Source organism: Jutongia hominis, from assembly GCF_014384965.1.
GTDB lineage: Bacteria > Bacillota > Clostridia > Lachnospirales > Lachnospiraceae > Butyribacter > Butyribacter hominis.
Window position 1 is genome coordinate 135,425 of sequence record NZ_JACRSW010000001.1, and the last position, 15,677, is coordinate 151,101.

The following is a 15,677-nucleotide window of genomic DNA, read 5'->3' on the forward strand; positions in this document are numbered from 1 at the left end:
CCGGCACAAACTTTTCAATCTTCAGGCAACAAGGAGCGCAGAAATGAGGATTTGTATGAATTATTTAATTGGTATTGATTTAGGAACTTCTTCTACCAAAACCGTACTCTTTGATGAAAACGGTGAAGTGATCGCATCTGCCGGAAAAGATTATCCGCTTTATACTCCACAAAACGGATGGGCAGAGCAGAAACCGGAAGACTGGCGTGACGCTGCTTTAGAAACCATTGCAGCCGTTGTAAAGGAATCCGGTGTCAATGCGGAAGACATCAAAGGACTTGGTATTTCAGGTCAGATGCATGGTCTTGTTATGTTAGATGAAGCCGGTGAAGTGATCCGTCCTTCTATCATCTGGTGTGACCAGCGTACCGAAAAAGAATGCGAAGAGATTACTGAAAAAGTCGGTGCAAAAAGACTGATCGAGATTACAGCAAACCCTGCATTAACCGGTTTTACTGCTTCTAAGATTCTCTGGGTTCGTAACCATGAACCGGAAAATTATGCAAAGTGTAAACACATCCTTCTTCCAAAGGATTATGTACGCTATGTATTAACCGGTGAATTTGCTACAGAAGTATCGGATGCATCAGGAATGCAGCTGTTAGACGTACCAAAACGTCAATGGTCTGATGAAGTCTTAGAAAAGCTTGATATCGATAAGAGCTTACTTGCAAAGGTATATGAATCACCGGAAGTAACCGGAACGATCTTACCGGAGATTGCAAAGAAGACAGGTCTTTCTACTTCTACGGTTGTAGTAGGTGGTGCAGGTGATAACGCTGCTGCCGCTGTTGGTACAGGCGTTGTAGAAGATGGTAAAGCATTCACAACCATCGGAACAAGTGGTGTCGTATTTGCTCATTCCAGTGATATTGCTATCGATCCAAAAGGTCGTGTACATACTTTCTGCTGTGCCGTACCGGGTGCATGGCATGTTATGGGTGTTACACAGGCTGCCGGTTACTCTCTGGCATGGTATCAGGATAATATGGGTGCTTCTTATGTTCAGGAAGCAAAAGAAAAAGGCTGTGGCGTCTTTGATCTGATCAATGCAGATGTCTTAAAGACTCCGATCGGTGCAAACCGTCTGATCTATCTTCCTTACTTGAATGGCGAGCGTACTCCTCATCTTGATGCAAACTGCCGTGGTGTATTCTTTGGTTTGTCCAGCATGCATACCCGTGCAGACCTTGCCCGTGCTGTCATGGAAGGTATCAGCTATTCTTTAACAGATTGCAAAGATATCCTCTCAGAAATGGGTGTTAAAGTAAATGATATGATGGCTTGTGGCGGTGGTGCCAAGAATGGTGTACAGCGTCAGATGATGGCTGATATGTTTGGCTGTGATGTCAATACCGTTACAGCAACAGAAGGTCCTGCTCTCGGTGTTGCCATCCTTGCCGGTGTTGGTGCAGGCATCTACGAAAGCGTAGAAGCAGCATGCCGCAAGATGATCCACAAAGATCCTGCAAAAGAATGTAAACCTGTTCCTGAAAACACAAAAGAATATGCTAAATTCCATCAGATCTATAAAAATCTCTATCCTGCATTAAAGGATCAGTTTGATGCATTAGCAGAACTGTAAGAGATTTCTATCTGATACGAAAATTTATCGGAATGCATTTATAAAGCTTATTTATCAGGAGTTTTATAAGAACATTTCTATCAGTTATAAAATTCGTAAAGAAGAGCGAAAAAATTTTATTTTAAAATGAATACAAAAAGGATGAAAAGCCATGATCTGCTTTTCATCCTTTTTGTATCCTGTAATAAAATTTCTGTCTACCAATAATGCATTCTGTCTCGATTCGATTCCGCAATATTGTTCAGTCCTCTTCCAACCTGTCTTCCATTTTCAGCTATAGCTCCCACAAGTGCCAACTTTGCCATATGCTCTTTATCAATCTGGTATTTTCTCTGTGCCATTTCCGCCTGATATCTTTTCTGACAGTCAAAAGACTGCTGTCAGTTCGGTATATCCTCTGTATCCTTGACAGGGAATCTTCCACACTGACAGCAGCCTCTTTTTTTATTTTATCTATTTTATTTTCTATGGTTTTTGCACTGCGATCACAGACATTACTCTTCTACTGCATGCAGGTTTTTCAATGAAATATCCATAATAGGAGCAGAATGTGTCAATGCACCGCTCGATACATAATCGACACCAAGATCAACAATATTTGGAATGTTTTCTTTTGTAACATTGCCTGAGCATTCTGTCAAAGCACGTCCATCTATGATCTTAATTGCTTCTTTCATCTCATCATGTGACATATTGTCAAGCATAATGATATCCGCACCGGCTTCTACTGCTTCACGGACCATATCAAGATTTTCCACTTCCACTTCTACTTTGTTGACAAAAGAAACATAATCTCTTGCCATCTTCACTGCCTTTGTAATACTGCCTGCTGCACCGATATGGTTATCTTTTAACATAACCGCATCCGAAAGGTTATAACGATGATTTGTTGCACCACCGGCTTTTACGGCATATTTTTCAAAAATTCTCATATTCGGTGTTGTCTTTCTGGTATCGAGAAGTGTTGTGTGGCTTCCTTCTAACATTTTAACGATCTCATTGGTATAAGTAGCGATTCCGCTCATGCGCTGTAAATAATTCAATGCGGTACGCTCTCCTGATAAAAGTGCTCGGATATCTCCGGTTACCACACCCATCAACTGTCCTTTTGTTACTCTGTCTCCATCTTTTACTTTCATATCAAAAGCAGCCGTATCATCTAACAGTTCAAACACTCTTTTAAAAACACCAAGACCTGCGATCACACCATCCTGCTTGCAGATCAGATCTACACTGCCTTTCCGGTATTCCGGCATCACACAATTTGTTGAGATATCTTCACTTGTGATATCTTCTTCTAATGCCATCATCAGCAGCTTATCGACGTTTACCTTAAATGTAATTGGATCATTCATGTTCCTCTCTCCTCGTATACTATCTTTTCGATACATAAATACATGTATTCCGGTTTATAAGTTACTATATAAATATGGTTCAACAGACTTTTTCGTTAATGTAATATATATTACCTTCAATGTTTTTTCACTTCAATAATTTTTCATCAATGTGAAATGTATCACTTTTTAATGACTTTGTTTTTCTCTTTCAATCTCATCTAATACAATCTTTTTATACTCTTCTTTCAACTTCTCAATGTTTGCATACAAAGCTGCATCTGCTTCTTTTATCGTATCATCAAATGTTACCGTTTTGATTTCTCCACAGATTGCTTGTGCCGCTCTCTTTGCAAAAACCATTGATTCTAACAATGAATTACTTGCAAGACGATTCTTTCCGTGGACACCATTACATGATATTTCTCCAACTGCGTAAAGACGATTCATGGATGTCTTGCTAGAAAGATCCACTTTAATCCCACCCATAAAATAATGCTGTGCCGGCACAACCGGAATGCATTCTTTGGTCGGATCATAGCCCTCTTCTAAACACCTTTGCAAAATATTCGGAAAATGCGTCTCTATCTCTTCCTTGGGAATACGTTCCATAGAAAGCCAGACATATGGCATATTATCTGCCGCCATCTGCTTTTTAATCTCTGCTGTTACAACATCACGCGGAAGCAATTCATTGCAAAAACGCTCTTTCTTTTTATTTAGCAGGATTGCTCCTTCTCCCCGGACAGATTCTGAGATCAGGAAACGTCTTCCGGGTTTTTCAGAATATAAGGTTGTAGGATGAATCTGGATATAGTCCACATGCTCTAATGTAATCGCATGCTTTTTTGCAATCGCAAGAGCATCTCCTGTAATATGACGAAAATTTGTGGAATGTCGGTACAGACCGCCAAGTCCGCCACAGGCAAACACCGTGTATTTTGCCTGAACACTTTCGATCGTTCCATCCTGATCCTGCATTACAATACCATAACAGCAGTTATCTTTTTCTAATATATCGAGCATTGTTGTGTATTCTAAGATTGTAATATTCTTTCTCTTCTTTGCGTTCTCATATAATGTTCCTGTAATTTCTTTACCGGTGACATCTTCATGAAACAAGATTCTCGGACGACTATGACCACCCTCTCTTGTAAAGACAAGTTTTCCGTTTTCACGATTAAAATCAACACCATATGCAAGCAGCTCTTTTGCAACATCCTGTGACGAACGAATCATAACTTCCACAGACTTTTTATCATTCTCATAATGACCTGCTCTCATTGTATCTTCGAAATACCCTTCATAATCTTCTTCATCACGAAGCATACACATGCCCCCTTGTGCTAAGAAAGAATCGCTCTGATCAAATGCTTCTTTTGTGATCATTAAAACATTAATCTCCTCCGGTATATGTAATGCACAATATAGACCTGCGGCTCCGGTACCTATAATTACAACATCTGTTCTTTTCATGTTAATCTCCATTCTGCCATCTCTTTTCCATCTAAACTTTTCAAGATCAAAAACAGAAAATACTGACTGGCACAAAATACCCACAATAATGCGAGTATAGCATAAATGCTGATTCTTTACAAGCACATCCCCCTTTCCGATCATTCCTGATAATATAACAGACATTATTCTAACATATATTGAAATTGTATAGGACATACAAAGGCAAAAAGCAAAGTATACATGATATTTTCTAAAATTCCAAACAAAATGAGCAAAATCTTTCCATTAAATTGTTTTTTTCTCCTTTTTATTGTATAATACATAATATATAGACTATCAAATAAGAGATAACCAAAAAAAATATATGTGTAAAGAATTTGCACAAGATCGGAGATGCGTATGAATATCAGAGATTTTATGGACTTACAAAAAATGCAAGAAGTACAGGATGAGTTTTCCAATGCAACCGGACTTGCTGCCATTGCAATTGACAACGATGGACAATATCTGACAGAGGGAAGTAATTTTACAGACTTTTGTATGAAGTATACCAGAGGTTCTCTAGAGGGTAACAAGCGTTGTATAAAATGTGATTCCGAATGCAGCGGCACTTATTTTTGCCATGCCGGCTTAATGGACTTCTCAATTGATCTTATGATTAATGATAAAAAGCTTGGTTCGATCATTGGCGGACAAGTTTTACCAAAAGAACCTGATGAAGAAGAATTCCGTGCTGTTGCAAGAGAATTAAACATTGATCCTGATGCATATATTCAGGCATTAAATAAGGTTCCAAGAAGTACCGAAGCAAAGATCAGAGCTTCTGCGGACTTACTGGGGCTGATCATGAACCAGTTGATCAATCTGGAATATGTAAAAGCAAAAACTGTTGGCAAATTAGATGAATTAAGTGCAGAAATTAAGAATGCAACAGATTTGATCGAAACGATCAATAACAATACCCATTCCTTACAGTCTATTGCAAACAAGCAGAAAATGCTTTCTTTGAATGCTTCTATTGAAGCAGCCAGAAGCGGAGAAGCCGGTGTCGGCTTTGCCGTTGTAGCAAAAAGCATGGGAGATCTTTCTTCACAATCTGCTACGATTTATGGAGATATTGATAACTCTGTTGCACAGATCACAAAATCAATCAACCACCTATCTTCACTATTTGAAGAAGAAAGACAATAAAGGAGCAAAGCCCGATAACTTTATCATAAATTGTAATGATCAGTCATTACAATTTACAGCAATTGTGAAAGCATCTTTTACATAGTGTTGATTTATTTCATGATCATTATATATTACAGGGTAATCATAGAGCCGTATGTAACACAATATTATTATGTTGCTTACGGCTCTTTTCATAGTCTGTATTCTTCTTTAGCATGAATCACAAAAATTGATGCTTTTCATTTTTACAAAACAACTCACGTTTTCCTATATTATCTTGCTGCTTCTATCAGTTTACTGTATTTTATCTTGCTTTTTTAACATCTATTTCTTTATTGTGTCGAAACATCGCTGCTATTTTGTTTCCTATTATAATATCAGAAACGGAAATCTCTTTTTCCTCCATTTAATTCCTTCAGATATTCCATTGCTTTTTCTCTGACTTTCTCATTAGGAACATTTAAGATCTCTTTTTCGATCAGCTTTTCACCAATCTCTTTTGTTTCTGGTGATGCGTAATCTTCAAGGTATTCTTTCAATGTCATCAATGCATTTGGCTGACAGCAATTGACGATCTGACCTGACTTGAGTAATGACATAAAGCGGTCACCGGTTCTGCCGGCACGATAACAGGCAGTGCAAAAGCTCGGAATATATCCTAATTTCATCAGCCAGTTGACCACTTCATCTAAGCTTCTGGTATCACTGACATCAAACTGGGCAGAACTGTCGTCACGAACCGGTACCGTATAACCGCCTACGCTGGTACGCGAACCACCGCTGATCTGCGAGATACCAAGCTGTAACACTTCTTCACGCGTCTTTTGTGATTCTCTGGTTGATACGATCATTCCGGTATATGGAACAGCAATACGAATGATCGCAACAATCTTTTCAAAAATCTCATCCGGTACCGCATTGGAAAAGTCAGCAGTATCGATATCATCAGCAGGACAGATACGTGGCACACTGATCGTATGCGGGCCGACACCATGTACTGCCTCTAAATGCTCTGCATGCATTAAGATACCAACCAATTCATAACGATACATTTCAAGTCCAAACAAAACACCAAGTCCTACATCATCAATGCCACCCTGCATCGCACGATCCATGGCTTCTGTATGATAGGCATAGTTGTGTTTTGGTCCGGTTGGATGTAATTTTTCATATGCTTTCTTATTATATGTTTCCTGGAAAAGAATATATGTGCCGATTCCGGCATCTTTTAATTTTGCATAATCTTCCACAGTCGTTGCGGCAATATTAACATTGACACGCCGGATCGCACCGTTTTTATGCTTAATGCTGTAAATCGTTTCTATACTTTCCAGGATATATTCCAATGGGTTGTTGACCGGATCTTCTCCGGCTTCCAACGCCAGACGCTTATGTCCCATATCCTGCAGGGCAATAACCTCTTTACGGATATCTTCCTGTGATAATTTCTTACGTGCAATATGTTTATTCTTATAATGATATGGGCAATAAGTACATCCATTGACACAATAGTTTGACAGATACAATGGTGCAAACATGACAATACGATTGCCATAAAACTTCTGCTTGATCTCTTTTGCCAGTTCTTTGATCTGCTCATTGACTTCCGGAATATCACATTCCATCAAAACAGCAGCTTCTTTATGGGAAATTCCCTTTGCTTTTTTTGCCTTTTCCAAAATTTCATTGATCAGACTTTGGTTGTCTTTATTTTTTTTTGCATAGGCAAGGCTTTCTAAAATCTCTTCATCATTGATAAATTCCTCTGCCTTCATGGACTTCATATTATATCCCATTTGTTTTCCTCCATTTTCTATTTTCACATTTCTGTCGGTTTTGTTTACTTTTTTCTTTTCGCTTTTCTATCAGCTTTGTATACTTTGTTTTCTTTTCGTTTTTCTGTCTGCTTTGTATACTGTTTTTCTTTTCGCTTTTCTATCAGCTTTATATACTGTTTTTTTCTTTTCGTTTTTTTGTCTGCTTTGTGTACTGTTTTTTCTTTTCACTTTTCTATCAGCTTGTATACTGTTTTTTCTTTTGTTTTTCTGTCTGCTTTGTATACTGCTTTTTTTCGCTTTTCTGTCAGTTTTGTATGTTGCTTTTTTCTTTTTGCATTTCTATTTTTTAGAATAGACGGCTTTGGCACTGACACCCTCTAACATCCCCAGTTTCCCGGACAATGCACTGATCACATCATTCGGTGCATCCATTACAATGCTGATCACAGATATGTTTTTTTCTTTATAGGGCATACCCATTCTGCCGATAATATACTCTCGCTGCCGGTGTAAAAGTTCATTGACCTTCGAAACCACTTCCGTATCTTCTATGATGATTCCTAAGATTGCAATGCGTTTCTCCATTCTGCTTTCACCTCATTTCATGTGGTTTACACACTACCGTTCATAAAGCATTTTCCTGATTCGAACCTTTATGACTGCACGAGCAGTTTCCTATTCCATAAAAAAGTGCAAAGCCAGCGCTTTGCACTCCAAGAATTGCTAAAGCAATTCTTGTTGGTGTGCCACTACTGTACGAGCATTTTCCTATATAGTAAAAAAGACATATCCCGTTATGCTTGGCTGCATTAGGATATGTCTTCTTATAACGCAAGGATAACGCATACCTATTATTTTCATAAAAGATATGCGATATCTCCCATTACATTATAACAGCCTTAACATCAGGACGAACCTTTTGCTTTAGAACGTTTTTTGTAATACTTTTATTTTGATTTTTGATCCGCTTGGTCTTACATTACCATTCTTACTTCTGTAACCGGTGTGAGTTTTGAAGCCGGAATGTAGTTGTCATCCTGCTTCTCTCCATTGATGTAGAATTCTTTGAATCCTGCTTCTGCGCCATTTGGATTCTCGACTGTAATCTTAACAGTGCTTCCACGGAATGTCTTCTCCATTGTGAACTCTTTCCAGTCACTTGGAATCGTTGGAGCAACGCGAAGACCATCTAAGTCAGGACGCATACCACAGATACCTTCTACACAGCCTACCATACAAGTAGATGCTGTACCGGTCAGCCAGTGTACATGAGAACGTCCATGGAACGGACTTTCGTCACCTTCTGTGTACTGACCATGTACATATGGCTCTAATTTACGTATCTCTGCTTTATCATTCTGTGATGATGGAGAACTCTCTTCAAAATACTCGAATGCTTTGTTTCCATGTCCCATTAAAGCTTCTGCAAGAATGATCCATCCCTGTGTCTGAGAGAAGATACCACCATTTTCTTTTGTAGATGGTGGGAATAATCCTGCCAATGCACCATCAAAGTAATGATCTACATAAGAAGGTGCCATTACTTTTGCACCATATGCTGTATTTAATTCTCTGTCTACAGACTCTAATGCTTTCTCAGCCTGCTCTTTTGTAGCAAGACCGGAAATAACAGCCCATGACTGTGGGTTTAACCACATACTTGCTTCCGGATCTTTCTTAGAACCGATCAATTCTCCTGTGTCCTTGAAACCACGGTTAAAGCGGTCATCTTCCCACCAGTATTTGTTGATCTTTTCACCGATCTCTTTCTGTGTCTTATCTAAGTATGCGATATACTCTGTATCATTCTTCTTCTCGGCAAATTTACGCATGATCGTAAATGCATAGTATAACTGAAGTGCTACGAAAGAAGACTCACCCTGTGCACCGAGACGGAGACAGTCGTTCCAGTCTGCATGAAGACCTGCCGGAAGACCATGTGGTCCTAAATGGTTCATTGAGAATGCAATCGCTCTCTTTAAATGCTCATATACTGTTGCTTTTTCTTCAATGTTAGACCATGTGATCTCTTCATCGATGAAGTCAAGCTGTCCTGTCTCAGCAATGTATTTGTAAACTGTTGGGAATAACCATAACGCATCATCCGCACGATATGCAGGATGTCCTGTCTCACGTACATAATCAGGATCATCCGGTGTACCTTCATGACCGGCACGTTCCGCATGATCGAAACGAACCAATGGAAGTCCTCCACCATTATCAACCTGAGCAGATAACATAAAACGGATCTTTTCTAAAGCTGCTTCCGGATCAGTATGGATCACACCCTGAATATCCTGAACCGTATCACGGTATCCGTAACCATTACGCTCTCCGCAGTAAATGAAAGAAGCTGCTCTTGACCATGTAAATGTTAAGAAACACTGGTATGCATTCCATGTATTAACCATGCTGTTGAATGCAGGGCTTGGTGTATTGATCTTGAAGTTATCTAACTTCGCATGCCAGTAATTTTTTAACTCTTCAATCTCTTTGTCACATACAGATACATCTTCATAAGAAGCGATGATCTCGTCTGCAACAGATTCTTTGTGTCTTCCTAAGATAAATGCCATTGTCTTAGTCTCACCAGGCGCAAGCTCTAATGCTGTATGTAATGCACCACAACTGTTCTCATTGTAGTTGCATACGCCATCACACTCGCCACGCTCTACAGCGATCGGATTACCATAATCATGATACATTCCGATAAATGCTTCTTTGTCACCGTTATAGGATGTTACAGGCTGTCCTGCCAAACCAAAGAAACGTTCTTTTCCGTTACTTCCATCAGGACCTTTGTACCAGTTTAAGTTGATCTGCTGATAGATTTTATTCTTACGGAAGCTTGTATTTGTTGTACAAAGTGAATACTGAAGGTTGACCTGATCCTGGTTGTAGTTATCATCATTTGAAAGTTCTGCATAACCGAATGCTGAGATCTTTCTAGGCTTATCAGATGCATTTGTTACCTTTAAGCACCATACTTCATATACTTTGTTCAAAGGAACATAATACATAGCCTCTGATTTGATTCCGGCATATTCCGCAAACATCTTTGTATAAGCGGTACCATGATGTACTTCACTCTTATATTCATTTAAGTCTTTACCAACCGGCTGCCATGAAGCTGACCAGAAATCTCCGTTCTCATCATCTCTTAAATAGATATAACGTCCCGGTGTATCATCACTGTTGAAGTGATAACGAAGAATACGTCCGTTCGCACCACTTTTTACGAAACTGTATCCGCCTGCGTTGTTTGAAATGATCGCACCGTATTCCGGTGAACCTAAATAATTACACCATGGAGCAGGTGTATTTGGTTTTGTAATGACATATTCTCTTTTTTCTTCATCGAAATAGCCAAAATTCATTAATCTTTCCTCCTTGTCATTCATTGATCTGTTATGATTTCTTTTTTATGCAATATTGACTTTTGAGTACAATATCACGTATGCTCTTTTTTCTGATGCAATCCGCCCAAAAGCAAATTTGCACACTAGGTTTATTATACGATAGCATGACTTGATACGCAAGAAATATTATCGCATTTTCTAACACTATTTTGATGTTTGAATCTTTTCCCAAATAAAAAAGTGCAAAGCCAGCACTTTGCACTCCAAGAATTGCTAAAGCAATTCTTGTTGGTATTCCGCTACTATATGAGCAGTTTCCTATTCCATAAAAAAGTGCAAAGCCAACACTTTGCACTCCAAGAATTGCTAAAGCAATTCTTGTTGGTGTACCACCACTGTACGAGCAGTTTCCTATTTCATAAAAAAGTCTTTCTGTATCTTATGTCATACATAAAATACAGAAAGACTTCCACATTACATCATGCGTTCAATTATTATTTTTCCAATGCTTTTAATTGCTCTTGTACTTTAGCCATCATGCTTTCGTACTTCGCAAGCTTTTCTTTCTCCTCGGCAATCTTTGCTTCAGGAGCTTTACTCATGAATTTTTCGTTATTTAACATACCATGAACACGTTTTAACTCGCCCTCTAAACGTTTTTGCTCTTTTGCAAGACGTTCTTTTTCCTTCTCAAAGTCGATCAGGTCAGCAAGCGGCATATAAACTGTTGCTTTGTCGATCACTACGGATACCGCATTTTCATCAATACCTGTCTTGTCCATCTGTACAAATACTTCCGAAGCCGAGATCATATGCTGGTATGTTCCCACCAATTCTTTTAAGCTGTCACAAATCTTTGTGTCATCAGCAACAATGTAAACCTGCGCTTTTCGTGATGGTGCAACATTCATCTCTGTACGGATATTACGGATACCACGGATCAGGTTTTTCATCATTTCTGCTTTGTTTTCAGCATCTTTGTTCTCCCAGGCAGCATCAAACTCCGGCCATTTTGAGATCATGATCGACTCTTCTTCTGACTGTAATGTACAGAAGATCTCTTCTGTAATAAATGGCATATACGGATGTAACAGTTTCAAAGAATCAATTAAAACTGTCTTTAATGTCCAGAAAGCAGCATTTGCAGATACCGGATCTTCTTCTTTGTTAAAGAGTCTTGGCTTAACAAGCTCGATATACCAGTCACAAAATTCTGTCCAGATAAAGTCATAGATCTTTTGTACCGCAATACCGAGTTCGTATTTTTCCATATTCTCAGTCACATCTTTTGCCAAGGTGTTCACGGCAGATAATATCCACTGATCGATGACTTCCAGATCTTCTTTTGCCGGTTTCGTGATCTTTGCGTCACCCAGATGCATCATGATAAAGCGGGAAGCATTCCATACTTTGTTTGCAAAGTTACGGCTTGCTTCTACACGTTCCCAATAGAAACGCATATCATTTCCCGGTGCATTTCCGGTAACAAGAGTAAAACGAAGTGCATCGGCACCGTATTTATCGATTACCTCTAACGGATCAATACCGTTACCAAGTGATTTACTCATCTTACGTCCCTGACTGTCTCTTACCAGACCATGGATCAAAACGGTATTGAACGGAACTTCTCCTGTATGTTCTAAACCTGAGAACATCATACGGATTACCCAGAAGAAAATAATATCATATCCGGTTACTAACGTACTGGTTGGATAGAAGTAATCGAATTCTTCTGTCTTGTCCGGCCAGCCAAGAGTAGAGAATGGCCATAATGCAGATGAGAACCAAGTATCCAATGTATCAGGATCCTGACGCATTGGCTTACCGCATTTCGGACAGTTGCAGCTTGTCTCTTTTGTAACAACCATTTCACCACAATCGTCACAGTAAAATGCCGGAATCTGATGTCCCCACCATAACTGGCGGGAAATGCACCAATCTCTGATTCCTTCTAACCAATGATAATATGTCTTATCAAAGTGTGGCGGAACAAACTTTGTATCGCCTTTCTTGACAGCTTCGATCGCAGGCTTTGCAAGATCCTGCATCGCAACAAACCACTGTTTTGATACACGTGGCTCAACCGTTGTTCCACAGCGATAACAGGTTCCTACATTGTGTTCATGTTCTTCTGTTTTAAGAAGTGCGCCTTCTGCTTCCAGATCCGCTACGATTGCTTTTCTTGCCTCATAACGATCCATACCGGCATATTTTGGATAATCTTCTACAATCTTAGCATCATCGGTCAAGACATTGATCACTTCAAGATTATGACGCAGTCCCACCTCAAAATCGTTAGGATCGTGTGCCGGAGTGATTTTTACAACACCGGTACCAAATTCCATATCTACATAATCATCTGCGATGATCGGAATCTGACGGTGTACGATCGGCAGATCTAACATCTTGCCAACCATGTCTTTGTAACGATCATCTTTTGGATTAACTGCAACAGCCGTATCACCAAGCAATGTTTCAGGACGTGTCGTTGCCAGATCGATATAACCGGTTCCATCTGTTGTCTTATAACGCAGATGCCAGAAATGACCTGCCTGATCCTCATATTCTACTTCTGCATCGGAAATCGATGTTAAGCAATGAGGACACCAGTTGATGATTCGTTCACCACGATAGATCAGACCTTTGTTATATAATTTTACGAAAACTTCCTTAACGGCTTTCGAACAGCCTTCGTCCATTGTAAAACGTTCTCTGTCCCAGTCGCAGGATGAACCGATCTTCTTTAACTGCTCTACGATACGTCCACCATACTGCTTCTTCCAGTCCCATACATGCTCTAAGAACTTTTCTCTTCCGATCTCTTCCTTAGAAATGCCCTGCTCACGAAGCTTTTCTACGACTTTTGCCTCTGTTGCGATCGAAGCATGATCGGTTCCCGGTACCCACAATGCTTCATATCCCTGCATTCTCTTAAAACGAATCAGGATATCCTGTAATGTGTTATCCAAAGCATGTCCCATATGAAGCTGTCCTGTAATGTTTGGAGGTGGCATAACGATCGTAAATGGTTTCTTGTCACGATCTACCTCTGCATGAAAATACTTCTTCTGCTGCCATTTTTGATATGTTCTTGGCTCAATATCGGCAGGATTGTAATTTTTTTCTAATTCTTTTGCCATATGATTCTATTTCCTTTCTTTGTGTTCCTTGTATTTTGGATGCTTTCTTTTCTATTGCTGACAACACCCTTTTTCCTTACCCAAAAAAGATCCGATGTCCAGCATCTGCTATAGACAAGAGCTGCTTTCCTTTTGTTGTCGCTGCTTTTGTAAAAAGGGAAAAGAAAAGCCCTTTACTATTTGCTATCATCCAAATAGTAAAGGGCGAATATTCTACGCGGTACCACCTTTTTTGTTTCAGGATCTACGATCCTTTTCTCTTTGTATCTTTAACGGAACAACCCGGCAACTCCTAATACGAACGTTTCTCAGAGTTGCATCTTAGAAGCTACCTTCCAGACATTTCTGCTTAAGCAGCCTTACAGCCAATGAACTGCTCTCTCTTAAAGGAAACTGCCTGTACTCTTCTTCCTCAATGATTTTATATCTTATATATGATACTAGACTCATTACCGTTCGTCAAGCTTTAATTTAACAGAACCGAGCCGTTTTTTATTCCTTATGGGCGAAGTGAGCTACTTTAAATTTACGGATCAATTCATTTAGGTTCTCAGCCTGTGTACTCATCTCCTGACTGGCGGCCGCACATTCCTGTGAAGTAGCGGAGTTTGTCTGTACGACATCATTGATCTGATCTACACCTGTATTGATCTGATGGAAAGAATCCTCCTGTAATCCAAGGATCTTTGCAATCTTGGTCACTTCATCCGTGATGACTTTAGAACCCTCTGCTACATTTTCTAACTGCTTTGCTGTCTGATCTGCAATAACCGTTCCTTTTTCAACTGCTTGAACGGAAGTATCGATCAGAACCGCAGATTCTTTTGCTGCTTCTGCACTCTGTGCTGCTAAGACAGCAACTTGATCGGCCACAACCGCAAAACCTTTTCCGGCTTCACCTGCTCTGGCTGCTTCAATCGATGCATTTAACGCTAACAGATTTGTCTGTGAAGCAATGTCATTGATCGTAGCAATGATCTTTCCGATCTGTTCCGATGCTTCACTGATATCACTCATAGACTGTACCATTTCTTGCATCTTGCCATTACCTGTTGCAATCTCTGTGCCAAGTTCATCCACTTTATTGCTAATCACTTTAGCAGATTCGGCATTTCGTGAAACTTCCTCGGATACTTCTGTGATCGTTGCGGCGAGTTCCTGTGTAATACTTGCCTGTTCTGTAGCACCTTCTGCAAGGTTTGTAGAACTGTCTGATACCTGTTCCGAACCGCTTGCCACTTCATCAGCAACACTCTGGATTCCCTTAACTGTAGTAGCCATACTCTCTTCAAACATCATAAACGAATCTAAGATTCCTTTAAAATCGCCTTTCCATTCCACTTCCGGATGTACATCAAAATTACCTTTTGAGAACTCGCTCATTGCTCTTGAAATATCGTCAACATATGAGCCAAGAATACGAATGGATTTACGCATATTATGTGCTAAAAGACCGACTTCATCATCAGAATGAAATTCTAATTCACTATGTAAATCTCCTGCTGCAAGATCTTTTGCTACCTTTTCGATTTCTGCAATCGGTTGTGTAATCGAATTAACGGCATAATTTCCAATCTTTCGGGCAACAATTACAGCTGCGATGATAAACATAACAATAAATACAATACTTGCTATGAAATGTATAAGGTTATTTTTAACTGCTCCTGCTCCAAGCTGTCCTCCGCTCATACCACCCTGTATCGTAACAAAAAACACCGTCAGACTAACAATGGCAAAAAATCCGGATATGATCATCAGCATAATAATAAACTTATACCCGTAATTCAATTTGTTCTTAAGACTCAGACTTTGTAACTTTTTTTCAAACATTATAAATCCTCCCCTTTATC

The 15,677-nt window shown here is 39.5% G+C and carries 11 protein-coding genes and 1 other annotated feature; of the genes, 2 read left to right on the forward strand and 9 right to left on the reverse strand.

What is annotated here, in order from left to right; all coding sequences use genetic code 11:
* Window positions 1–55: 55 nt before the first annotated feature.
* A complete protein-coding gene (gene xylB, locus H8700_RS00590) occupies window positions 56–1,585 on the forward strand; it encodes a xylulokinase (RefSeq protein WP_249302190.1) in 1,530 nt (509 codons plus the stop codon).
* Window positions 1,586–1,782: 197 nt separating this feature from the next.
* Here the strand turns inward: xylB and H8700_RS00595 are convergent, their stop codons facing one another.
* The 3 genes from H8700_RS00595 to H8700_RS00605 form a co-directional block, all read right to left on the reverse strand.
* Window positions 1,783–1,926, reverse strand: a complete 144-nt coding sequence (locus H8700_RS00595; RefSeq protein ID WP_178414106.1) for a hypothetical protein — start codon at window positions 1,924–1,926, stop codon at window positions 1,783–1,785.
* Window positions 1,927–2,079: 153 nt separating this feature from the next.
* On the reverse strand, window positions 2,080–2,940 hold the full coding sequence (gene nadC / locus H8700_RS00600) for a carboxylating nicotinate-nucleotide diphosphorylase (RefSeq protein ID WP_249302192.1): 861 nt from the start codon (window positions 2,938–2,940) through the stop codon (window positions 2,080–2,082).
* Window positions 2,941–3,108: 168 nt separating this feature from the next.
* Complete coding sequence (locus H8700_RS00605) at window positions 3,109–4,407, reverse strand: L-aspartate oxidase (protein WP_249302194.1); 1,299 nt, start codon at window positions 4,405–4,407, stop codon at window positions 3,109–3,111.
* 369 nt (window positions 4,408–4,776) lie between these two features.
* Here H8700_RS00605 and H8700_RS00610 point away from each other — a divergent pair, with 369 nt between their 5' ends.
* Window positions 4,777–5,568, forward strand: a complete 792-nt coding sequence (locus H8700_RS00610) for a PocR ligand-binding domain-containing protein (protein WP_249302196.1) — start codon at window positions 4,777–4,779, stop codon at window positions 5,566–5,568.
* Between the two features lie 359 nt (window positions 5,569–5,927).
* On the opposite strand, the gene hydG is transcribed toward H8700_RS00610, so the two are convergent.
* The 6 genes from hydG to H8700_RS00640 form a co-directional block, all read right to left on the reverse strand.
* Window positions 5,928–7,346, reverse strand: coding sequence for a [FeFe] hydrogenase H-cluster radical SAM maturase HydG (gene hydG / locus H8700_RS00615; protein ID WP_249302203.1), 1,419 nt, complete (start codon window positions 7,344–7,346; stop codon window positions 5,928–5,930).
* A gap of 321 nt (window positions 7,347–7,667) precedes the next feature.
* On the reverse strand, window positions 7,668–7,913 hold the full coding sequence (locus H8700_RS00620; RefSeq protein WP_022141280.1) for a TM1266 family iron-only hydrogenase system putative regulator: 246 nt from the start codon (window positions 7,911–7,913) through the stop codon (window positions 7,668–7,670).
* A gap of 40 nt (window positions 7,914–7,953) precedes the next feature.
* Window positions 7,954–8,163 carry a hypothetical protein gene (locus H8700_RS00625; protein WP_249302205.1) on the reverse strand — a complete coding sequence of 70 codons (210 nt, stop codon included), beginning with the start codon at window positions 8,161–8,163 and terminating at the stop codon, window positions 7,954–7,956.
* Between the two features lie 139 nt (window positions 8,164–8,302).
* On the reverse strand, window positions 8,303–10,705 hold the full coding sequence (locus tag H8700_RS00630; protein ID WP_249302207.1) for a glycoside hydrolase family 94 protein: 2,403 nt from the start codon (window positions 10,703–10,705) through the stop codon (window positions 8,303–8,305).
* A gap of 476 nt (window positions 10,706–11,181) precedes the next feature.
* On the reverse strand, window positions 11,182–13,827 hold the full coding sequence (locus H8700_RS00635; protein ID WP_249302210.1) for a valine--tRNA ligase: 2,646 nt from the start codon (window positions 13,825–13,827) through the stop codon (window positions 11,182–11,184).
* A 197-nt stretch (window positions 13,828–14,024) separates the two neighbouring features.
* Window positions 14,025–14,252 (reverse strand) — a binding site (T-box leader).
* A gap of 67 nt (window positions 14,253–14,319) precedes the next feature.
* Entirely contained in the window at window positions 14,320–15,657 is a 1,338-nt protein-coding gene (locus tag H8700_RS00640; protein WP_249302212.1) for a methyl-accepting chemotaxis protein, read from the reverse strand.
* Window positions 15,658–15,677 lie beyond the last annotated feature (20 nt).